Raw genomic sequence first — 20,430 nt, 5'->3', positions numbered from 1 at the left:
CAGCCTGTGCATCTGTGCCCTGTGACCGTTCAGTCCTCGGCGAAAGTTGTAATTGTCATGGTTTGATTGTGAAGGCGGCAGTCGCCGCCATGCATGAAGGGGCAAAGCTCGCCGTACGAGTAGAACCCGGAAATCTTCGCATCCGCCCCGAAGACATTTCGAATTGCTTCGACTTCTTCCTCGGTGCGCTGCTTCATCACGAGCTTACGACCGACGCAGCTCACCAGAATTGCAAGGTCCGGTCGCCTGCCGCCGAGCCCGCTGAGACTGGCGTTGGCGGCAGCGGTCGCGCCGTCGACCAGATCGTCGACATTGGTCTTCATCAACTGCGCCGTTCCGCCCTGTGGGATGTCGCCCGCGAACGTCATTGACTTTTTCTGCTCGTCCACAGACAGGACGGTTCGGACGACACCCTGGCCGCCCTTTGCCTCGGTAACCAGGATGGGAAAAAGCAAGGCAGAGCTTGGCAACTGGTCGGCGTGGGGGCCCAGGTACGATTTATAGAGATCGAGCGCCGAACGCTCATCCAGCTCATAGAGGATGTTGCCTTCGGCCCGTGTGATGGTGCGCAGGGGCCCAAATGCCTGCCAGCCGCCCATCGATCCGTAGCCAATGCGCAAATCGTCGCCATACAGACCGACCGCCGCCACGCGCTGAGGGCCAGCGCCACCGTCGGCAATGACCCAAGTCTCGGCGAAGTTGGTTCCATCTCCGGAAAGGCCGCCAGTGATCGACACGCCTTCCGAGACGCCGCTCGCGAGACCGCGCGCCAGGTCGGAGCCGTTGACGTGCAAGCCGTCCGAAAGCACGAACACGTGGCGCAACGAGGCGTCGTTCAACTGCTGCGCGAGCTCCTTGCCGACGTTGTAGCTCGCCTTTGCGTCACCAATCGTAGCGGAGGCGAACCGCAGTCGCGTATGTTCGAAGTCGACAAGGGTGGCACTCACAGAGTCGTCGACGACCACGTCGCCGAGAATCTCGCCGGAAGTCGAGCAACCAAGCATGGCGGCCCCTTTGAAGTGGTCGCGCAACTCGCCCACGAGGCTGCCTGCCTGCACCAACGACCTAGCACCGAAAACGAACACGACACTCTGACGTCCGACTTCGCCAGTTGGCAAATTCGGCCGCCACCCGTCACTTTTGGACCACTCGTACTGCGCTGTTTTCATGAGTCGTCTCCATCACAAAGACAAACTCTCCGCCCCGATCGGGCCTCTGCCCCGGTCAGGACGTCCGCCTGAGCAGGGTAGCTGATCGCCGGTGCCGGCGATGAAATTCGCAGGACTGCACCCACCGCCTGGCCAGAGTCCATCTCCATCTGGAGCGCGGCGAGCGGCCATTTTGTGTGTTCTTACGCCGGCCGCAATATGGCGACGACAACCTCCTGAAGCCGTGTAGCTAGCTCGTCATCTGTCCGGAATTTCTAGCTCCTCCATTGTCCCGTAGCTGCGAGCAGCGTCTCGATCTTGCCCAACAGCCTCTGCAGCTCGATCGGTTTTGTGTCGTAGTCGTCACAGCCGGCCTTGAGGGCCTTGTCCCGGTCGGTCGCCATGGCGTGCGCCGTGAGCGCGATGATAGGGATCTTGCGCAGTTCGGGCGTCGCCTTGATCTGGCGCGTCGCCTCCCAACCGTCGATCACCGGTAGGCTCATGTCCATCAAAATGAGATCTGGCCTGTCGCTCGTCGCGATCGCGACGCCGCGCGCTCCGTCCTCGGCAATGATGACCTCGTACCCACCGCGCACGAGGCGTCGCGAGAGCATATCGCGGTTCATCTCGTTGTCTTCGACCAGCAGGATCTTGGGCATCGCACCGCCTCGAGCCGGACTGTGAGTACCGCTTGCCGAGACTTCCAAATAGACGCCTGAAGAACAATTTAGCACCCAAGTCTACCTGTCGCATCACAAAAAATGGCGAGCAGTGGCGCCGACATTGAATTGAGGCGGGACGCGTGATCTGGGGCTGCGCCGACAGGTAGCTAACCACCTCTGCCACAAGGACGGCCGTGAGCCGGCGTTGCAGATGGTTGATGCGGGGTCGCTTTCCCTTGTCCGCAAGGCGAGGTCGACAGCGCTCCGTACCGCGACGCAGGTCTTGCTGCTCGCTTACGGAGATCGACGCAATCGCCGTTCCCACCAACCACCACGCGCACCGCACCAGTTTCGCACCAGAAACGACCGCGCCAAAATGCAACGAACGCGATCCAACCCGAACAACGGCACAGCAAGATCAACGAAGCTGAACCATATCCCGCCGCTCATAACGGTCTGGTTGCAGGTTCGAGTCCTGCCGGGCCCACCAGCCTTCGCTCGCTTCGCGAGCTTCGGCTCGGCGAGCCAGCGCCACACATCCAAGGCGAAGCGAGTGAGGCTGCCGCGCCGAAGCCCAAAGGGCGAAGGCGGGTATCTGAACCCTGCGGGCTACGCGTGGCGCAGCCGCGCGGAGAACGAGAGGCGAAGCGTGGGCTCCCGCCGCTTCGCGGGTTCGAAGGCTCATGAATCTAACGAACGACCCGTATTGGTTGTCACCGCGGCAATAGACCCGCCCCGCGTATCGGACCATACTACCCGGGCATCACTTTGTTCGACGAGCAAGGGGCCACCGAATGTACGCCAACATTCTCTTGAGCACGGATGGATCGGACGTCGCGAGAAGAGGCGTTGAGCATGGCATTGCCTTGGCGAAGGCCTTGAACGCCAGGTTGACAATCATCACCGTGACGGAAGCGATGCCGGTTGACTATGGGGGCGGACACGACTCGGGATGGATTCCGACGCGGGACGAGATTGACAGCTTTAACGCGGCCTGCAAGGCCCGTGCGGGCAAAGTGCTTGATGACGCCCGCGCGATGTCGGAGCAGATCGGTGCGCCTGCAGAATTTTTGCACGTTCCGAATGCGCACCCGGCGACTGCTATCATTGAAACGGCGAAGTCCAGGGGCTGCGATCTGATCGTCATGGCCTCTCATGGACGACGCGGCCTCAGAAAGCTGTTTTTGGGCAGCCAGACATCCGAGGTCCTGGTGGACGGAAGCATTCCGGTGCTGGTGGTGCCGAAGCCGGCATAGATGACCGTTCGGGGTTGACCCGGCGACGCTCGGCTGTTCCGCTGAGCTACCGGACAAGACCGCTCTCTCGCGGCAGGAGAATTTCATGACCAGTGAAAAAGGCCCGAACATCAAGAAGAAGCAGAAATGCAAAAACTGTGAAGGCAAAGGTTTGCTCAAGAAGGGCGACAAGGTGGTGAAGTGCCAGCGTTGCAAGGGCACGGGCGTGCGGTGATGTTGAGCTGATGACCTCTCCAATACCAAGGTAAGAGCCGCTAGCAGCCCACCAATACGTCAACGGATTATCGGACTTTCGTTTCGCTGCCGCTCTGTCGGCAACCTGCCGCGGCGCCGCAGAGGCGTCCCGCGCCATGTTCGACCGCGAGCATAGGGGGAACTCTGACGCGAGGTGGATCGCCTTGCGTCAACGCCCGTCTTTCTGATAATGAAACGTCGTTCTAAAATATAGTCGCCTTCGAGTGGAGGAACACCGATGTCTGCCGGATTTCGAGTTTTGCCGCGGAAACGAAAGGTCGGCGAAGACGTCGTCGCAGGCTTTGCCCGCCTGCCCGTCGCGAATGTGAGCGACAGCATGTCCCGCCTGACGGCAGCCGGCGCCCGGCTTCGTCCCATGCATCAGGGTGGCGGGCTCGCAGGCCCCGCGTTGACAGTGAAGGCACCTCCCGGTGACAATCTGATGGTGCACAAGGCGATCGCGCTCGCCGAGCCCGGCGACATCATCGTGGTCGATGCCGGCGGCGATCTGACCAACGCAATCATCGGCGAGATGATGCTGATGCAAATGGCCAAGCGAGGGGTCGCCGGCGTGGTCATCAACGGCGCGATCCGCGACGCCGGTCATATTCGCGGCCAGGAGCTCCCGGTTTTCGCGGCCGGGGTCACGCACCGCGGCCCCTACAAGAACGGGCCTGGAGAGATCAATGTGCCGATTGCGATCGACGGGATGGTGATCGAACCGGGTGACCTCATCATTGGCGACGACGACGGCCTGCTCTGCGTGCCGTTCGACCAGACGGGCGCGGTGTTCAAGGCCGCAACGGCGAAGTTCGAGGCCGAGCAGAAGCAGATCGTCAACATCGAAGCCGGCACGCACGATGCCTCCTGGGTGGACCGGCAATTGCGCGAGTTGAAGTGCGAAAACATCGACTGAGACGCCTGTCGCCTGGCGGCTAGAAGCCGAACAGCTCGGCGGGATTTTCGACCAGGATGCGCCGGCGCGTAGGTTCGTCCGGCACCCAGTCCGCGAGGAGATCGAGCAGCTGGGCGTCATCCGGCTTGGTCCCGCGCTGGGTGGGATGCGGCCAGTCCGTGCCCCACAGGATGCGCTCCGGCGCTGCGTGCACGTAGGCACGCGCAACGTCGCCGGAGTCGGCATAGGGCGGCCCGAGCTTGCTGTCCTCATAGGGCTCGGTCACTTTCACCCAGGTGCGGCCGCCATCCAGCATGCGGCGTATCGCGGCGAATGCCGGATGCTTGACGCCCTCCGGCTGAGGGATGCGGCCGAGATGGTCGATGACCACCCTTGTAGGAAGCGACCGGATCACGCTCTCATGGGCGGCGACCTGATCGCCCGTCATCAGGATCTGCACGTGCCAGCCGAGCGGACTCACCCGCGCTGCGAGCGTGGTCAGCATCTGCGGTGTCGTCGTGCCCCAGGTCTGCGGAGAAACGAAATTGACGCGGATGGCGCGAACGCCGGCATCGGCAAGCGCCCGCAGCTCCGCATCCTTGACATCCGTGTCAACGACGGCAACCCCTCGCGACGAGGCGCCCAGCTGGCCCAGCGCGTCTACAAGACACCGGTTGTCGATCCCATATGTCGACGGCTGAACCACCACGCTCCTCGTGGTGCCGAGCCGCTGCTGCAGCAGCCGATAATCGGCGACCGTCGCGCCGGGCGGAAAGCCCTGGCGCCAATGCGGCGAGACGGGAAACCGCTCGTCATAGATGTGATGATGACAGTCACACGCGCCCGCCCTCGCGTCCAGGCGTGGCGCCGCCGACCCGGTGCTGTTGGGCACCGCCTGCTCCACCCCGGCAGCCATCGCGCCGGCAGCCAAGGCGCCTGTGCTGCAAGCCAGCATGCCCATGACAACGCCGCGTCGCGTGATGGCGCGCTGCGGTCCTTTGCTGCGTGCGCTCATGGCTTCACCGCCGCCATTTCCGCCGCGCGCGCGACGTTGCGTCCAAGCACGAGGACACAGGCCGCGGCCACGGCACACAGCAGCGCAAGCGGCAACATCCCGAGCACGAAGCTGCCTGTCCGCTCCTTGACGACTCCGACGACGTTCACCATCAGGCCGCCGCCGATCAGGTTGGAAATCGCGTTGATCCCGGCGAGCCCCGCCGCGAGCGTGCTCGCCGAAAGCCAGCTTGCCGAAAGTGCCCAGAACGGTCCCTTGAAGGCATATGCACCGACCAGGCAGAACGTCACCATGACGATGGTCGGCGCGACCGCGGTCCCGGTCATGCCCAGTGCCGCAAAACCACCTGCTGCGAACAAGAGCGGGATCGCCGTGTGCCAGCGGCGCTCACCCGTCCTGTCCGAATGGCGGCCCCACAGCACCATGAGCACGGTCGCGATGCCGTACGGGATCGCATTGACAAAGCCGGTCTGCAGGTTGGAGAGGCCGAACGACTTCAGCAACTGCGGTTGCCAGACCGACAGCACGCTGCCCGTGGCGGAGGCGCCGGAGCAGACCAGGGCCATGACAAGAAAATGCTTGTTGGTGGCGAGCTGCCACAGCGTGAGATGCCCGACCGGCTTGCGCGCGGCGGCCTCCGCCTCCATGCGCCGGGTCAGCCATTCCCGCTGTTCCAGGGTCAGCCAGGACGCCTGCGCGGGCTTGTCGGTCAGGACGAACAGGCACGCAAGACCCAGCAGAACCGTCGGCAGCCCTTCCAGGATGAACAGCCACTGCCAGCCGCGCAGACCGAGCGCGCCGTCGAGTTCAAGCAGGCCGACCGAAAGCGGCGAGCCCAGGAACGTGGCGAGCGGAATCGAAACCGTGAACGTCGCCAGGATGCGTGCCCGATACTGCGACGGCAGCCAATAGGTCAGATAGAGGATGGCGCCGGGAAAGAAGCCGGCCTCGGCCGCACCGAGAATGAAGCGCATCGCATAGAGCGAGTACGGCCCGACGACGAACGCCATGCACGCGGTCACCAATCCCCAGGTGATCATGATGCGCGCGATCCAGCGCCGGGCGCCGACCTTTTGCAGAGCCAGGTTGCTGGGCACCTCGACGAGGAAATAGGAGACGAAGAACAGGCTGGCGGCGAAGCCGAACATCGCCGGCGTCAGCCCCAGATCCTTGTTCATCTGTAGCGCTGCGAAGCCGACGTTGACGCGGTCGAGCAACGCGAAGAAGTAGCAGATCATCAGGAACGGCACGAGGCGCAGGATAACCCTGCGCATCGTCACCTTTTCGATCTGGTCGATTTCCGTTCGGGCGGCCGTCACGTTTCTCTCCCTGTTGTCTTCCCGGCGGGCTTGGCCTTATTCGGCCGCCTTCGCCCCGGCCTGCGTCCTGGCCACGATCGCATCGATGGCGATCTTGTAGTTTTCGGGAACGACGCCCTTGAAATGCTCCTTCAGACCCAGGCTGTCCTTCCAGCGGAGCCGCGCCGCCGTGGCGCGCGCCATCAGCGGCTCGATTCCGGCATCCGCGACCGCCTCGGCGGCCATCTCGACCTCTTCGGTGCGCCGCTTGGCATGGATGACGCCGGAGGGCGTCAGGCTCTCGACGGTGTCCATGAACGGACGCGTGAGCGTCTTCGACGCCGAGGCCAATACGGTTTCGTCCAGACCGTAGGACCGGGCCGCCAACAGCGTCTCGTCGATCAGCGCCTCGATGCCCTTGATCAGGACGGAGCGAAGGATCTTGATGCCCGAAGCCGTTCCGAGTTTCTCGCCCGCGAATGCGATGCTCATGCCCCAGGGCACGAGCAGATCGACGACGCGCTGCCCGGCGGGACCACTCGACATCATGTGCATCGAATAGCCGTGCTTGGGCGTCCCCATGATGGAGCCGTCACCGAGCGTGGCGCCCGTCCTGGCAAGCCGCTCGGCCACGCCGTACTTCACCTTCGGAGTGGCGGAGGCGAAGTCGAGGAAGGTGTGGCGGCCATCGAGCACGGGTGCAAACGCATCCGCGCTCTCGAGCGACGCCGAGCCCGGCGTGACGCTGAAGATCAGCTCCGCGGTATCAGCCAATTCCTTGTTGGACTTGACCAGCGTGACGCCTGCCGCCTTGGCGCGGCTCTGGATCAAGTCGGCGTATGGACCGTCGAAGGCGTATTTGTCGTAGCAGAAGATCTGCTGCAGTCCGGCCTCGCGCAGCCCTTTTCCCAACGTGCTGCCGATCTCGCCATAGCCGACCAGACCGAGGCGGAACTGCTGTTTTTCGCTCATCTTCAGATTCCTTTCGAGAGGCTTGCGATCGGGCTGGTGTGGCGGTCAGTCGCCCCGCCCGGTCGCTGGAGACTGGCACCAACCACGCGGATCAGGATGGCGGCCAAGGTGAGAAATGCGGCCACCGAGATCAGGGCCCATGAGAAGCTGTCGGTCGACTGCCGGATCATGCCGATGAGATAGGGACCGACGAAGCCGCCGAGATTGCCGATCGAGACGATCATCGCGAGGCCGCCGGCGGCAGCGCTGCCGGTGAGGAAGCTCGACGGGATCGGCCAGAAAGTGGACTGGTAACACATGATCCCGATCACGGCGCCGCAGAGCGCGACGATCGAGATCAGCGCGGACGATGTTGCATAGCCGCAGACAATCAGTGACGCTGCGCCCACGAGCAGCGCGGATGCCACGAACCAGCTTCGTTCCCCGCCCCTGTCCGACAGGCGAGCCCACAGCATCATCGTGACGGCGCCGCAGATGTAGGGAATTGCCGCGATAAAGCCGACGGCAACGACACTGAAGCCGAGGCCCTTGATGATTTGCGGCATCCACAGGCCAAGCCCGACGGAGCCGATGATGGCGCAGAAGTTGACGGCGGCGCAGACAAGGACCCGCCAATTGACGAAGGCGTCCTTGAGCCGCGATGAGTGCTTGGCGGCGATGGCCTGACGCTCCGCCGCCAGCACCTCCGCGAGCCAGCTCCGCTCCTCGGGGCTCAGCCACTTGGCCTGCTCGGGCTTGTCGGTGAGCGTGAAGAAGCACACGAAGCCAAGGAGCGTCGCCGGCAGGCCTTCCAGGATCAGAAGCCACTGCCAACCATGCAAGCCGGCCAAGCCGTCGAGCGTCAGCAGTGAACTCGAGATCGGGGCGCCCACGATGTTCGCGATCGGAATGCCGAGCAGGAACGCCGCAGTCGCCGTGCCCCGGACGCGCGCCGGAAACCAGTATGTGAAATAGAGGAATACGCCCGGCGTGAAGCCGGCTTCGCCGAGGCCGAGCAGGAAGCGCATGACGCCGAAGCTGACGGGACCGACCACGAATGCCGTTGCGGCCGAGATCAGGCCCCAGGTGATCAGGATGCGGGCGATCCACTTGCGAGCACCGATCGCCTGCAAGGCAAGGTTGCTCGGCACTTCTGCGAGGAAATAGCCGAAGAAGAACAGCCCCGCGCTCCAGCCGAATTCATAAGGCGAGATGCCGAGATCGCGGTTCATCGTCAGGCTGGCGATGCCGACGTTCACCCGATCGAGATAAGCGACGATGTAGCAGAGCAGCAGGAACGGCACGATCCGCCACAGCAACTTCGAGAGGATTTTCTCCTGCTCGGGTGTGAAGCCGGCGCCGACCGACGCGGCAGAGACACTTGCCATTGTTCCCTCCGAGACCGGCCGATGTTTCCCGGCCATGACGCGCCATAGCAAAAATAGAACGATGTTGCAATTTATAATGAAACGCAGTTTCATTTTATAGAAGTTACAGCGAAGCGCTTGCGTCGCCCGATCGGAGGCGCTCCCCTGGAAAAGTGGAGTGCTGGCCGCCGGTTACGATGTCCGGGAGGCCTGGAGAGAGACTGGCTGCCGCGCGTTTGCGATATGCGGCCACCTGCTCCGATGCATACCGAACTGATCGCGAGCCGGGCGCTGACCTAGTCGGTGTGCGAGAACAGCGGCATGCCCGGCGTTTCGAGTTCGGCGCGGAGCAGTGTTCCCGTGCGGCTCTCGGTAATGAAAAGGCTCTTTCGTTCCGGTCCACCGAACGCAAGATTGGTCGTGCCCACGCCCGCGCAGGAAACGATGCGGTCGAGCGGCTCGGCCAGGGGTGACAGCCGCCACACGGAGCCGAAGCCGGTGTGACAGACCAGCAGGTTGCCGCCGCTGTCCAGCGCCAAGCCGTCGGGGCCGCCGGGACCGCCGTGCAGGTGCGAGAATATGCCGACCTTCGTCGTCAGGCCGCTGGCCGGCAGTGGCACGCGCCAGACCTGGTTGGCCCGTGTCACGGCCACCAGCAGAAAGCTCTCCTCGTGGTCGACGACGATGCCGTTCGGACTCGGGATCGTGTTGATCAGGCAAGTGAGCCGGCCATCGGGCGTGAGCTTCCAGACCCGGCCCGTGGGATCGTGCATCCCGGTCTGGCCCTGATCGGTGAAGTAAAGATCACCCGACGGCGCGAAGATGAGATCGTTCACGCCCTTGAAGCTCTCGCTTGCCGCCGTCTCCAGAAACGGCGTTACGCTGCCGCTGGCCGGGTCCAGCAGCATGATCCCGCGCTTGTAGTCGGTGATGAACATGCGGCCGTCGCGGTGAATCTTCAGCCCGTTCGGCCACCCGTCATACTCGGTCACGAGCTCCCACGCGCCTTCCGCACTGACACGGAAGATGCGTCCATACGGAATATCGGTGACATACAGGCGGCCCTGCCGATCGAAGGATGGCCCTTCAAGGAAGGAGTCGATCTCACGTCCGCCCTGATTGGCGTCCGCCCAGGCGGTGCGGCGTGGCTTGCGGAACTGGTCCGGAAGCCGTGTGAAGATGCTGGTTTCGATCCGACGCGGTGGGCCGAAGAACGTCATGGCACGACCTTGGGAAAACCGTAGAGTTCGGCAGGGTTGTCGACGAGGACGCGCTTGAACACGGCCTCGCCTCCCGCCCATACGGCGAAAAGATCGAGCAGGTGCGCATCATCAGGCTTGCGTTCCTTCTCGGAAGGGTGCGGCCAGTCGCTGCCCCAGACCATTCGCTCGGGCGCCGCCTTGACATAGGCCGCCGCGACGGCTCCTGCGTCAGCGTAGTCCGGCGCACCCTGCTTGCTCGACACATAGGGACCCGACAGCTTCACCCAGGTCTTGCCGCGATCGAGCAAGCCGCGGATGATCTTGTAAGGCGTGCTCTCCAGGCCAGCCGGCTGCGGTATCTGGGCCAAATGGTCAAGGACGAGGCCCCCGGGCAAAGACGCCAGAAGGTCCGCATTGTCCTCAATCTGCTTGGGACGCATGTTGATCTGGCAGTGCCAACCGAGATTGGCCAGTCTCGGCGCGAGCGACTTGAGAGAGTCCACCGTCAACGCTCCCGGAAAACCGAGATTGAAGCGGACACCGCGGACACCCTGCTCGTCGAGCCGTCGCAGATCGGTATCCGATATGTCCTCGGGCACAACGGCGACCACGCGAAAGTTCTCCGGCCCAAGCGCCTGTCGTGACGCAATCTGCAGCCGGTTGTCCGTACCGTAAGTCGAGGGCTGGATGATGACGCCCCGCGTTGTGCCGATCCGGCGCTGCAGGGCGCGATAATCTTCGGGCAAGGCGTCCTCGGGCAGCAGCGTCGCGCCCTTCATGACCGGATAGCTCTTGTCATAGGTGTGGAAATGGCAATCGGTCGCGCCCGGCGGCGGAACGAAGCGCGGCTTCTCCGAGCCGCTCGACCAGCGCACCTCCTGCGCTGTCGCAAACCGGGGAAGCGCGGATGCAGTGAGTCCGGCCAAGACCGTCCTCCGCGTGAGCGAAGCTGAAGCCACGACGTTCGTCCTCCCCATACTTTGTTATGGCGAGCCTTATAAGTCGCGTCGATCGACCGGGCAAGAAAAAATGAAACGTCGTTGCGTTTTACGCAGACACGCTGGCCGCCCGTTTGCGGGTGCTCTTTCCGGCTCCAGATGGCGGGGTTCCCCCGCATGCCAAAGTGAGCCTGTTTGCAGCCTCGACCAGCGCCCCCTTGATTTGCTCTGCGCGCGCCGCCGTCAGCCGACTGACCGGCCCGGAGATAGCCAGCGCCCCGACCAGGGAGTCGCCGATGCCGAATACGGGCATGGCGAGAGCGGCCGCATGAGGATCCGTGATGCCGGAGGTGAACAGCGGCAATTCGTCATCCGCCCCAGGTGGCCCGGACTCGTAGCGGCGGAGCGTTTGGGCAATGGCGGACTTGTCCATGGGACGGGTGTCGCCCGGCTGCACGGTCATCCGGATCCGATTGGTGGTCTCCACCCTGAAAAGACACAGCCTCTCCTCGCCGTTTCGAACATAGAAGGACGTCGTCTCGCCGGTTTTCGCCGCGAGCTGCTCAAGCACGGGCATGACATGATCGGACAGACGAAACGCCTGCTGATAGGCTGTCCCCAGACGCAAGGTCTCCGCATCGAGCCGATAAGAACCGTCCGGCAGGCGCGCGAGCAGCCGGTAACGTTGCAGCGATAGAGCTAGCCGCAGGATCGTACTCTTCACCAGACCGGTCCGCTCGGCCAACTCAGCCAGGCTCAAGGCGCCGTCGCCCCGGCGAAATGCCGTCAATACCGCTAACGCCCGTTCGGCTGCCGATACGCCTTTGAGTGCAGGCGGCTTCTTCTCGGTCTGCTTTGCCATGTCCAATCCTCGTCGCTGCCATTTCCTACGGCATTCTCGCCGCGGGTAGAAGGGCTACGATGGCCTGCAGGACTATTGCGGGATATCGAGAGATCGCGTTCCGAGCTGGGCTGCTCTGCGTGAGGTCCGCGGGTCGTTTTGCCGTGAAGGCGAAGCTGATCGTTATCCCGAGACCGGATTGCAATGCTCGATCAGCAATTCCGTGAGGACCCGGATCTTCCGCGCGGGATGCTGGCCTGGCGGGCGGATGACATAGGCACCCGCCGGAGGTGGTGGATGACGGGTCATGACGGAAACAAGCGCACCCGATGCCAGCAATTCATTGGTGAGGAAATCGGGGAGGTAGGCAATCCCGAGCCCTGCTGCTGCGGCGGCCGCCAGAGCAGTGCCGTTGTCAGCCTTGAAGCGACCCTGTGGACGAACCGTGATGATCTTGTCGCCGTCCATGAGCTGCCAAGTTTCGGTGCCCTGCATGAGCGCTTGATGGGCGACGAGTTCCTCGGGTGTCTCAGGCGACCCGTGCTCTTTGACGTAGCCAGGACTCGCAACGAACTTGCCGTAGATCGGTCCGACGCGCTTGGCGATCAAATTGGAGTCTTGAAGATAGCCAATCCGAATCGCGCAGTCATAACCTCCTGCGATGAGATCGACGAATTGGTCACTGTAGCAGGTGTGGATTTGGAGCTGAGGGTGTCGTCGCGCCATTTCCGCCATCATGGGGGCGAAGTAGTTCGAGCCGAAGGACAGCGGCACAGCAACTCGCAAGCGTCCACGAAGCTCGCCGGCAGGCAGGATCGTCTCTTTGGCTACGTCGATCTCGGTGCAGACTCTGGCAGCATAGTCTCGGAACGTCACCCCAGCTTCCGTTAGAGCGGCGCCGCGGGTGGTTCGTGCAAGAAGCTGGACACCAAGTTCCGATTCAAGCCGCAAGAGCCGTCGGCTGACGATTGACTTGGAGACGCCGAGCCGGAGCGCAGCAGGCGAAACTCCGCCAGCATCAGCAACTTCTACGAATGTCCGCAGCTCCTCGATGTCCACTTTGGCGTTCCTCATTTCGCGACACAGCTTGCCTCAAAACGGTACTACCGCATCGAACGCGGGAACGGCAATAAGCCCTGCAGGTGGCCCGCCTTTGGCGAGCATCTCCCTAAAACCGATGCCGCATTGAACGGCAACAAAGGATGTCATGATGAAACTTCGTAACGGCCTTGCTTCGCTTCTTCGTCCCGAAGACTCAGTGCTCGTCCTGATCGACCACCAGCCCTACCAGCTTGCGAACGTGAACAGCCACGAACCGCAGATGGTGATCAACAACACGGCAGCTCTCGCGAAGGCGGCAAAGGCCTTCGGTGTCCCCACGATCCTGACGAGCGTGATTGCCGAGCGGGGTGGCCTGCTCTTCCCCCAGATCACCGAAGTGTTCCCCGGACAGGAGGTGATCGACCGGACGTTCATCAACACCTGGCAGGATAAGAAGGTGGTGGACGCGGTCAAGGCCACGAGCCGCAAGCAGCTGATCATCGCCGGTCTGTGGACCGAGATATGCGTCGCGATGCCGACGATCCAGGCCCTCGGCGAAGGCTGGGACGTCACTGTGGTCACAGATGCGTCCGGCGCCGTTTCGGTCGAGGCCCACGAGGTCGCCATCCAGCGCATGATTACGGCTGGCGCCAACATGATGACTTGGCTGGCTGTGGCGGCCGAATGGCAGCGCGACTGGGCCAGGGCCGATCAAGCCGTCAAGCTGACGGAGGTGATCCTGCAGCATGCCGGCGGGAGCGGCATCGCGTTCCTGTGGGAGCAGCAGCTGCTCAACACTCCGGTACCGAAACGCGCGGGCTGAGCTGAACCGGGTGATGAGGATCCTCGATCTGGAACGGTGACTTCCGGGCATGCCCCGATGGGGGCATGCACCTCTCACTGCCGGCTCGCTCGATGTCCTGATCCGGGCAGGTTGCCGTGAATCAGAAGTGGACCTCGGTGCGCATACCAAGAACCACGGCATTGTCCGTCTTCACGCCCACGGCGTTATACCCACGCCCGCCGGGATTGATCACATACTGCGCGTCGAACTTGAGGTTCAGCCAGCCGGTCGCCTGCCATCCGTACCAGACTTCGATCGGAACTTCGTTGCCGCCGGCGTTGGGGCTGAGGGCAGCCGAGTTCACGTGGGTCGTGCCCACCGCGAAGCCGACTTCGTCCTGGGGACGCCAGCTAAACGTTCCGGTATGCCGGAAGCCCAGGGCGATCTGGTAGTCCTGATACGACGTCCGGTGATCGGCAACGGTCGTGTTGAGGAAAGTGTACCAGCCCTGCGCGCCCGGACCGTCGACGGTCAAGCGTTGAAGGATGGACTCGTAGACGCCGTAGCGCCCGCGTTGATCCCCGAGATTTTGATCCGGGACGCCTCCAATGCCGGGGATGGTTGAGATGACCCCGGGAAGGCCACCATCAATGGTCGATGCGCTGTCATACCAGCCGCCCAATCTCCAGGTCCCGTTCAGCGGCCCCGACGGCGCCCAGACCAACTCCACCGGCACCATCACGCCGCTGGCGCGGCTTGAGGCGGGGATGCCCGGCAGGAAGTAGATGGCAGGGTCTGACGTCGTCAGATAATTCGGATTGGCATCGTAGACGCCGACCGAAATCGTGAATTCCGGCGCCAGCTTGTAATGGACAACACCGGCCCATTGGCTCACCGGCCAGTTGTAGATGTAGCCACCCTGGATGTTGCCGGGCTGGCCGCCGCAGAAGGTCAGGTTGATGAACTCGCACAGGCCGAAGAAGAAGTCGGAGCCGACCGGAAGACGGCCGCCCTTGAGTTCGAGGCGGTCATCGAAAAGCTTCTGCGAGTAGTAGAGTTGTGTCAGGCGCAGAATATTGCCGCGGCCAAACACCTCGTTGGTCAGCTGCAAGGCGGGAATGTCCGCTTCGGTGTTCAGATTCTTGCCGAAGCGGTCGACCAGCGTCAGACCGACCGTGCCGCCGGGGATGCCCGCGAGCTTCCCCATATCGAGCTTCGCGCCGAACCACAGCTGACCGGCGTTGGCTGCGGTGTTCCTGCTTCCACCCGTGACGTTGCCGACAGATTCGTTACCCAGCGTCAGGCCCAGCTCGATGCCCTGCTCCTTCAGCTTCGTCCTGCCGAGATCGCCGAATAGATACGGTCTCGTCCAGAAATCGTCGGCAGCATAAGGAACAGGTGCAGCTTTCGTCGAAAAATCGGCCGCATGCACCGCGCCGCCCAGCAGCGACGAGAAAGCAATCCCCACACTGCACACTCGTGCGGTGTTTACAAACCTGCGCAACATCTTACTCGTCCTCCCGCCGTCTCAGGCTTTGCTTGTTTTGCCTCACGTTCCGGCCCAAAGCCCTCGAGCCAGGAACGCACTCCCTCCCCCAGCGGCCGCCGACGAAGCGGCCTTGTGTCAACTGGAGCGTGGATTCGTCATGCTTGATCACTCGTTCTCACCGGCAAGGCATCCGCGGCGCGCGGTGACGCGCCTTGTCCTTGCAACGGTGTCGATTTCGGCGCCGTGCGAGCGAGGCCCGCGAGGGCCTGCCTGCGCCGCCGGCGCGCCTGCAATTGCTGATCCGCCAGCACGCCGATCAGAATCACGGTCCCCATCACCGCGAAGTTCAAGGAATTGGGGATGCCCAGGATATTCACGAGGTTCTGCAGCACCTGTAGCAGCGCAGTCCCCAGCACGATACCGAGAATGGAGCCCTCGCCGCCGCGCAGGCTGCACCCGCCCAGGACGGCAGCTGCGATCGCGTAGAGCTCATAGAAATTGCCGAAGGAGCTCGGAGACACCGAGTTCGTGTAGAACACGAACAGGACTGTTGAAACGCCGGCCAGCCCACCGCTGATGATATAGGCGGTTGCGATCACGAGATTCGTGTTGATGCCCGAGAAGCGCGCCGCTTCCTCGTTCTTGCCGACGGCATAAAGCCAGCGCCCGTAGACCGAGCGATGCAGCAGCACGCCGAGGACGAGCGCAAGGACGATCAAAAGGATGAAGGTGTTCGGGATGCCCGCCAAGTTGCCGGAGGCAATGTTGCTCAGTGTCCCGGCCTCGTCGCCGTAGCCGAAGCCGCGCGTCGAGTCGCTCGTATAGTAGCGCGCGGCGCCGCGATAGATCAGCAACCCGCACAGCGTCACGATGAAGGGCTGCATCTTCAGCCGGGTGACGAGAAGACCCTGAATGGCGCCCAGCACGAGCCCGCCCAGCAACACGGCCAGCAGCGCCAGCGGCCAATGAACCTGATGAGTCGTCAGAAGATCGATGAAGATGACGCCGAGCAGCGCGAACATCGAGCCGAGCGAAAGGTCGATGCCGCCGGTGATGATCACGAGCCCCTCGCCCAGCGCAAACACACCGAACAGGCCAATCAGATTGGCCATGTTCAGCAGGTTCACCAGCGACAGGAAGGCCGGATTGATCAGGCCCGTGATGGCGGAAATCACCACGAGCAGCAGGCCCAGGCCGAGTTCCTTCTTGATCATGGCGCCGCCGCTTCCACGGTTTCCGGCGCCTGGCCCATTGCGAGCTGCAACACGTTGTATTCGCTGAACTGCGGGCGCTCCAGCACGCCGCTGACACTCCCCTCATGCATCACCGCGATCCGGTCGGAAACGCCGATCACCTCCTCCATGTCCGAGGAGATCATCACGATCGCGACGCCGTGGTCGGCGAGCTCGCGCATCAGCGCGTAGATCTCGCTCTTGGCACCGACATCGACGCCGCGGGTCGGCTCGTCGAAGAACATCACGCGCGGCTGCATGGAGAGCCACTTGCCCAGCACGACTTTCTGCTGGTTGCCGCCGGAGAGCGTGACGGCCTCGATATCGACGCTCGGCGCCTTGATGGAGAGGCGTCTGACCTGCTCCTTCGCCACCTTGCGCTCGGCCGCGCCGCTGACCAGCCACATCCGGGCATAATTCAGCAGGCTTGCCAGCGTCACGTTCTCCCGGATCGGCAGCTCCAGCACGAGCCCGGATTTCTTGCGGTCCTCCGGCATCAGATAGATGCCTTGCCTGATCGCGTCCCGCGGCGATGCGACATCGACCGGCGCGTTGTCGATCCTGATCTCGCCACCCAGCAGCGGATCGATGCCGAAGGCCGCGCGGGCAAGCGAGGTGCGACCGGCACCCACCAGCCCCGCCAGTCCGAGGATCTCGCCATGCCGCACGGAGAGATCGATCTGCCGATCGGGAAAGGCCGATGTCACGAGGCCGAGGATGTCGCAGCCACCCGGCTGCGGCGGCCGTTTCGGCGGCGTATGCAGCGCTTTCAGGTCGCGGCCGATCATCAGCCGGATCATTGCGGCATGGCTCAACTCGTCTCGCGCCAGCTCCCCCACCGTGCGCCCGTCGCGCAGCACCACGACGCGGTCGGCGCAGGTCATGATCTCGCCGAGCCGATGCGAGATATAGATGACCGCGATGCCGTGCGCCTTCAGATCGGCAATCACCTCGAGCAGCCGCTCGGTCTCCGAAATCGTCAGGCTGGAGGTCGGCTCGTCCATGATGATCACGCGGGCGTCGATCGAAAGCGCCTTGGCGATCTCCACCATCTGGCGCTCGGCGATCGACAGATTGTCGACCAGTGTGTCAGGAGCGAAATCGGCACCCAGCCGCTCCAGCAGCGGCGTCACGCGGGCGCGCATCTCAGCATTGTCCACCAGCTTCAGCGGGCCGCCGACAAGCTTCTCGCGTCCGATGAAGACGTTCGCGGCGACGTCGAGATTCTCGAACAGGTTCAATTCCTGATGCACGAAGGCGATGCCGGCCTGCGTCGCCTCGCTCACCGTCATGCGGGCGCGGTCGACGCCGCCGATGCGGATCACGCCCTGGGTTGGCGCGATCACGCCACCCAGCACGCGCATCAGCGTCGATTTGCCGGCGCCGTTCTCGCCGATCAGGCCCAGCACCTCGCCGCGGTACACGCGCAGGCTGACATCGTCGAGGGCCATGACCCCGGGATAGGACTTGCTGATCCCGGCGAGTTCGAACAGGATTTCCGCCATTCATCTCCTCCCGCACGACGCCCGGCGGCAGTGCCAGCCGGGCGTCGAAAGGCGGTGCTACTTACTTCTTCAGCAGGGCCTTCAGATCTGCGGTGAACTCCGCGACGTTGGACTTGCTGATCACCTTGGTCGGTACGATCAGCTTGCCGCCCGCCGGGATCCAGGACTTGTCCCCGTTCAGCGTCTTGATGATGTTGGTGGCGGAGAGATAGCCGAACTCGTACGGCTGCTGCACCACCGTCGACTCGATCGTGCCGTCGGAAACGCCCCGCAGCGTGCGCTGGTCCTCGTCGAAGCCGACGATCTTCACCTTGCCGGCCTTGCCCGCCGCCTTGACCGCGTCATAGATCAGCGGTGTCTCGTAGCTCCAAAGGCCGGACAGCAGTGCGATGTCGGGATATTTGACGAGCACGTTCTCCATGTTCGCCTTGGCCTTGGCGAAGTCCACCTGGTCGGTGAACACGTCGACCAGCTCGACCTTGGTGCCGGCGATCGCTTCCTTGATGCCTTGCACCCGCTCGCGGGCGTTGTCCGCGTCCATCGTGCCGACAAACAGCGCGATCTTGCCGCCGTTCGGCAACGCCTTCTTGATCTCCTCGCCGGCCTGCCGCCCGGCCGCGACGTTGTCGGTGCCGATATAGGCGAGGCGATTGCTCTGCGGCGCGTCGCTGTCCGTCGTGATCAAGACGGTCTTGGCCGCAACCTTGTTGAGCTGTTCGGTTGCGTGCGGCGCGTCGTCCACCGAGATGGAGATGCCGGCGACACCGCGCACCAGGAGGTCGTCCAGCTCGCGCCGCTGGCCCGCCGCCGTGCCTTCGTTGGTGACGATCAATTCGATATTGTAGTCCGGGTGCTCCTTCTGCGCCTTTTCGAGCCCGCGCCCGGCGATGGTCCAGAAATCGGCCGCGACATTGGTAACCAGCGCGATGGTCTTTTTCTGCTGCGCCTGCGCCATTCCCGCGGTCATCGCGAGCGCGGCGGCCGCGAGCAGCGGCACTATCAATTTCGTCCTTGATCCGTTCATGTGCACCTCCCTTTGGTCGCCCCGCATCAGGCGACTTCACGGCGCTTTTTGCGCCTTATTTTATTCACACAGCGAAGAAATGTCGCAGAGCAAAACAGAAAAATCAGGATGCACTTGCTCACTCTTCGAGTTTAGATAGTACATGGGGTATTATAATAGTAAATATGACGCATAACGACTCCCTTTGGCTGTGCTTTTTCAACAACACTACCGAGACACGCACCTATTAAATTCACTAACAGAATTAAATGGACAGCATGGTTGACCAGATTGAGCCACCGCGACGCGTTTCCAGCCTGGCCCGCGGGTCGAACCGCGGCCGCCTCGTCGAACTCTTGCGACGCCAGGGGCCATTGCCCCGGGTGGCGCTCGCCCGGAGCACGGGACTGAGCTTCCCCGCCGTTTCCGGTCTGACGTCGAGACTGATGGCGGAAGAGTTGTTGTGCGAGACCGAGACAGCGGCAACGTCATGGTCCGACGATACCGACGACGAGGATGCGGACGGGCTGAATGGCCGCCGCCGTGGCCGGCCGGTCGTGCTGCTGACCTTGAACCCGGAGTTCGGGCGCATCATCGCGGTCTCCGTACGCATGAACCTGATTGAGACGCTGATCGCCGATTTCGGAGGCTCTGGCCTGGCGCAGTCGCGACTAGCTCTCCCGACGCGCGCTCTCGATGCAGGCGCACTGCGCGATCTGGTCATCGCGCAGATCAATGCGATGCTTGATGCGACGGCGACGCCGCGCCATCAGCTGTTGGGAATCGGGCTTGCGCTGCAGGGTATCGTGAACGCCGATACCGGCCGGACGCTGTGGAGCCCGGCGCTGTCGATCACCGACGTCGATCTGGCGACGCCGATACGTCAGGCGTTCGGGGTCGAGGTCGTGATGGCGAACGACGCCGTCGCAGTTGCGCTCGCCCTCACGGCCGCCGAACCGGCGCTGGCGGAGGGCCTCTCGGCCACGATCATGGTCGGTCACGGCATCGGGATGGGCGTTGTCGCCGATGGCGAAGCGCACTGGGGCGCCGGCAGCGAGATCGGCCATGTCAAGCTGGCGCCGGACGGTCCGCAATGCCGCTGCGGCCAGCGCGGCTGTATCGAGGCCTATCTTGCCGACTATGCGCTCTACCGCGACGCCCGCACCTTTCTCGACCTGCCGCCTGCGGACTCGCAGCAGCCGTCCGAGGCGCAGATGGCTCTGCTGCGCGAGCGGGCGCTGGGCGGCGATCCGCGCCTCGAGAACCTCTTCCAGCAGGCAGGTCGCGCGCTTGCCGAGGCGGTCGCGGCAACGATATCCGTGCTGCGCCCACACCATGTCATTCTGGCAGGGCCCGGCCTGCAGGCATTCGACATGATGCGCCTCGCCTATGAGGAGCGGCTTGAGCAGGCGGTGTTGCCATGGCTGCTCAAGTCCACGGCGATCTATCTGCGTCCAAGCGAGTCGACGGCAATTGTCGACGGCATGGTGCGGAGGACGCTGCGGGTGGTGGACCGAAACCACATGGAGGCGACCGAGTGAGCAACGGAGGTCGCTTGATCTTCAAGGC

At 63.3% G+C, this 20,430-nt stretch carries 19 protein-coding genes; 5 read left to right on the top strand and 14 right to left on the bottom strand.

Features of this window, described 5'->3' with window-relative positions; genetic code table 11:
* Positions 1-29: 29 nt before the first annotated feature.
* Positions 30-1,169, bottom strand: a complete 1,140-nt coding sequence (locus tag BJA_RS11165; protein ID WP_011085074.1) for an FIST signal transduction protein — start codon at positions 1,167-1,169, stop codon at positions 30-32.
* Between the two features lie 254 nt (positions 1,170-1,423).
* Positions 1,424-1,807 carry a response regulator gene (locus BJA_RS11160; protein ID WP_011085073.1) on the bottom strand — a complete coding sequence of 128 codons (384 nt, stop codon included), beginning with the start codon at positions 1,805-1,807 and terminating at the stop codon, positions 1,424-1,426.
* A gap of 797 nt (positions 1,808-2,604) precedes the next feature.
* Between BJA_RS11160 and BJA_RS11155 the strand changes: the two genes are divergently transcribed.
* The 3 genes from BJA_RS11155 (at position 2,605) to BJA_RS11150 (ending at position 4,216) form a co-directional block, all read left to right on the top strand.
* Positions 2,605-3,066, top strand: coding sequence for a universal stress protein (locus tag BJA_RS11155; RefSeq protein ID WP_011085072.1), 462 nt, complete (start codon positions 2,605-2,607; stop codon positions 3,064-3,066).
* Between the two features lie 85 nt (positions 3,067-3,151).
* Positions 3,152-3,280: a hypothetical protein gene (locus tag BJA_RS43635; protein WP_007600646.1), complete on the top strand. Its 129-nt coding sequence runs from the start codon at positions 3,152-3,154 to the stop codon at positions 3,278-3,280.
* 258 nt (positions 3,281-3,538) lie between these two features.
* Entirely contained in the window at positions 3,539-4,216 is a 678-nt protein-coding gene (locus BJA_RS11150; protein ID WP_011085070.1) for an RraA family protein, read from the top strand.
* Positions 4,217-4,235: 19 nt separating this feature from the next.
* On the opposite strand, the gene BJA_RS11145 is transcribed toward BJA_RS11150, so the two are convergent.
* From BJA_RS11145 to BJA_RS11110, 8 genes are all read right to left on the bottom strand, one after another.
* Positions 4,236-5,210 carry an amidohydrolase family protein gene (locus BJA_RS11145; protein WP_038966540.1) on the bottom strand — a complete coding sequence of 325 codons (975 nt, stop codon included), beginning with the start codon at positions 5,208-5,210 and terminating at the stop codon, positions 4,236-4,238.
* The gene (locus tag BJA_RS11140) at positions 5,207-6,529 is read right to left on the bottom strand and encodes an MFS transporter (RefSeq protein WP_011085068.1); all 1,323 of its coding nucleotides are present in this window, start codon (positions 6,527-6,529) and stop codon (positions 5,207-5,209) included. The genes BJA_RS11145 and BJA_RS11140 overlap by 4 nt, the downstream gene beginning before the upstream one ends.
* Before the next feature lie 36 nt (positions 6,530-6,565).
* Positions 6,566-7,480, bottom strand: coding sequence for an NAD(P)-dependent oxidoreductase (locus tag BJA_RS11135; protein ID WP_011085067.1), 915 nt, complete (start codon positions 7,478-7,480; stop codon positions 6,566-6,568).
* Between the two features lie 2 nt (positions 7,481-7,482).
* Positions 7,483-8,847 carry an MFS transporter gene (locus BJA_RS11130; RefSeq protein WP_038966539.1) on the bottom strand — a complete coding sequence of 455 codons (1,365 nt, stop codon included), beginning with the start codon at positions 8,845-8,847 and terminating at the stop codon, positions 7,483-7,485.
* 275 nt (positions 8,848-9,122) lie between these two features.
* Positions 9,123-10,046: an SMP-30/gluconolactonase/LRE family protein gene (locus BJA_RS11125; protein WP_038966538.1), complete on the bottom strand. Its 924-nt coding sequence runs from the start codon at positions 10,044-10,046 to the stop codon at positions 9,123-9,125.
* Positions 10,043-10,954 (bottom strand): amidohydrolase family protein, encoded by a 912-nt coding sequence (locus BJA_RS11120; RefSeq protein ID WP_236842190.1) that lies wholly within the window; start codon positions 10,952-10,954, stop codon positions 10,043-10,045. The genes BJA_RS11125 and BJA_RS11120 overlap by 4 nt, the downstream gene beginning before the upstream one ends.
* Before the next feature lie 121 nt (positions 10,955-11,075).
* The gene (locus BJA_RS11115; RefSeq protein WP_011085063.1) at positions 11,076-11,828 is read right to left on the bottom strand and encodes an IclR family transcriptional regulator; all 753 of its coding nucleotides are present in this window, start codon (positions 11,826-11,828) and stop codon (positions 11,076-11,078) included.
* A gap of 162 nt (positions 11,829-11,990) precedes the next feature.
* Entirely contained in the window at positions 11,991-12,866 is an 876-nt protein-coding gene (locus BJA_RS11110) for a LysR family transcriptional regulator (protein WP_038966549.1), read from the bottom strand.
* 151 nt (positions 12,867-13,017) lie between these two features.
* Here BJA_RS11110 and BJA_RS11105 point away from each other — a divergent pair, with 151 nt between their 5' ends.
* Positions 13,018-13,671, top strand: coding sequence for a hydrolase (locus BJA_RS11105; protein ID WP_038966548.1), 654 nt, complete (start codon positions 13,018-13,020; stop codon positions 13,669-13,671).
* 121 nt (positions 13,672-13,792) lie between these two features.
* Here the strand turns inward: BJA_RS11105 and BJA_RS11100 are convergent, their stop codons facing one another.
* The 4 genes from BJA_RS11100 to BJA_RS11085 all read right to left on the bottom strand — a co-directional run bounded on the left by BJA_RS11100 (position 13,793) and on the right by BJA_RS11085 (position 18,882).
* The gene (locus BJA_RS11100) at positions 13,793-15,139 is read right to left on the bottom strand and encodes a carbohydrate porin (protein WP_011085060.1); all 1,347 of its coding nucleotides are present in this window, start codon (positions 15,137-15,139) and stop codon (positions 13,793-13,795) included.
* A 137-nt stretch (positions 15,140-15,276) separates the two neighbouring features.
* Positions 15,277-16,335: an ABC transporter permease gene (locus BJA_RS11095; RefSeq protein ID WP_011085059.1), complete on the bottom strand. Its 1,059-nt coding sequence runs from the start codon at positions 16,333-16,335 to the stop codon at positions 15,277-15,279.
* A complete protein-coding gene (locus BJA_RS11090) occupies positions 16,332-17,858 on the bottom strand; it encodes a sugar ABC transporter ATP-binding protein (protein ID WP_011085058.1) in 1,527 nt (508 codons plus the stop codon). Before BJA_RS11090 ends, BJA_RS11095 begins: the two co-directional genes overlap by 4 nt.
* Before the next feature lie 61 nt (positions 17,859-17,919).
* Positions 17,920-18,882, bottom strand: coding sequence for a sugar-binding protein (locus tag BJA_RS11085; protein WP_028174243.1), 963 nt, complete (start codon positions 18,880-18,882; stop codon positions 17,920-17,922).
* 257 nt (positions 18,883-19,139) lie between these two features.
* Between BJA_RS11085 and BJA_RS11080 the strand changes: the two genes are divergently transcribed.
* A complete protein-coding gene (locus BJA_RS11080; protein ID WP_028174242.1) occupies positions 19,140-20,402 on the top strand; it encodes an ROK family protein in 1,263 nt (420 codons plus the stop codon).
* Positions 20,403-20,430 lie beyond the last annotated feature (28 nt).

The organism is Bradyrhizobium diazoefficiens USDA 110 (assembly GCF_000011365.1).
GTDB lineage: Bacteria > Pseudomonadota > Alphaproteobacteria > Rhizobiales > Xanthobacteraceae > Bradyrhizobium > Bradyrhizobium diazoefficiens.
Note: the sequence above shows the minus strand (reverse complement) of the source record. Positions and strands in the feature narration are given on the sequence as shown.

What these genes read in the sequence shown, in the direction of transcription:
- BJA_RS11090 (WP_011085058.1), bottom strand. Translation starts at nt 17,858, where the DNA reads ATGGCGGAAATCCTGTTCGAACTCGCCGGGATCAGCAAGTCCTATCCC.
- BJA_RS11165 (WP_011085074.1), bottom strand. Translation starts at nt 1,169, where the DNA reads ATGAAAACAGCGCAGTACGAGTGGTCCAAAAGTGACGGGTGGCGGCCG.
- BJA_RS43635 (WP_007600646.1), top strand. Translation starts at nt 3,152, where the DNA reads ATGACCAGTGAAAAAGGCCCGAACATCAAGAAGAAGCAGAAATGCAAA.
- BJA_RS11105 (WP_038966548.1), top strand. Translation starts at nt 13,018, where the DNA reads ATGAAACTTCGTAACGGCCTTGCTTCGCTTCTTCGTCCCGAAGACTCA.
- BJA_RS11125 (WP_038966538.1), bottom strand. Translation starts at nt 10,046, where the DNA reads ATGACGTTCTTCGGCCCACCGCGTCGGATCGAAACCAGCATCTTCACA.
- BJA_RS11095 (WP_011085059.1), bottom strand. Translation starts at nt 16,335, where the DNA reads ATGATCAAGAAGGAACTCGGCCTGGGCCTGCTGCTCGTGGTGATTTCC.
- BJA_RS11085 (WP_028174243.1), bottom strand. Translation starts at nt 18,882, where the DNA reads ATGAACGGATCAAGGACGAAATTGATAGTGCCGCTGCTCGCGGCCGCC.
- BJA_RS11155 (WP_011085072.1), top strand. Translation starts at nt 2,605, where the DNA reads ATGTACGCCAACATTCTCTTGAGCACGGATGGATCGGACGTCGCGAGA.
- BJA_RS11115 (WP_011085063.1), bottom strand. Translation starts at nt 11,828, where the DNA reads ATGGCAAAGCAGACCGAGAAGAAGCCGCCTGCACTCAAAGGCGTATCG.
- BJA_RS11100 (WP_011085060.1), bottom strand. Translation starts at nt 15,139, where the DNA reads ATGTTGCGCAGGTTTGTAAACACCGCACGAGTGTGCAGTGTGGGGATT.
- BJA_RS11145 (WP_038966540.1), bottom strand. Translation starts at nt 5,210, where the DNA reads ATGAGCGCACGCAGCAAAGGACCGCAGCGCGCCATCACGCGACGCGGC.
- BJA_RS11160 (WP_011085073.1), bottom strand. Translation starts at nt 1,807, where the DNA reads ATGCCCAAGATCCTGCTGGTCGAAGACAACGAGATGAACCGCGATATG.
- BJA_RS11150 (WP_011085070.1), top strand. Translation starts at nt 3,539, where the DNA reads ATGTCTGCCGGATTTCGAGTTTTGCCGCGGAAACGAAAGGTCGGCGAA.
- BJA_RS11130 (WP_038966539.1), bottom strand. Translation starts at nt 8,847, where the DNA reads ATGGCAAGTGTCTCTGCCGCGTCGGTCGGCGCCGGCTTCACACCCGAG.
- BJA_RS11135 (WP_011085067.1), bottom strand. Translation starts at nt 7,480, where the DNA reads ATGAGCGAAAAACAGCAGTTCCGCCTCGGTCTGGTCGGCTATGGCGAG.
- BJA_RS11080 (WP_028174242.1), top strand. Translation starts at nt 19,140, where the DNA reads ATGGTTGACCAGATTGAGCCACCGCGACGCGTTTCCAGCCTGGCCCGC.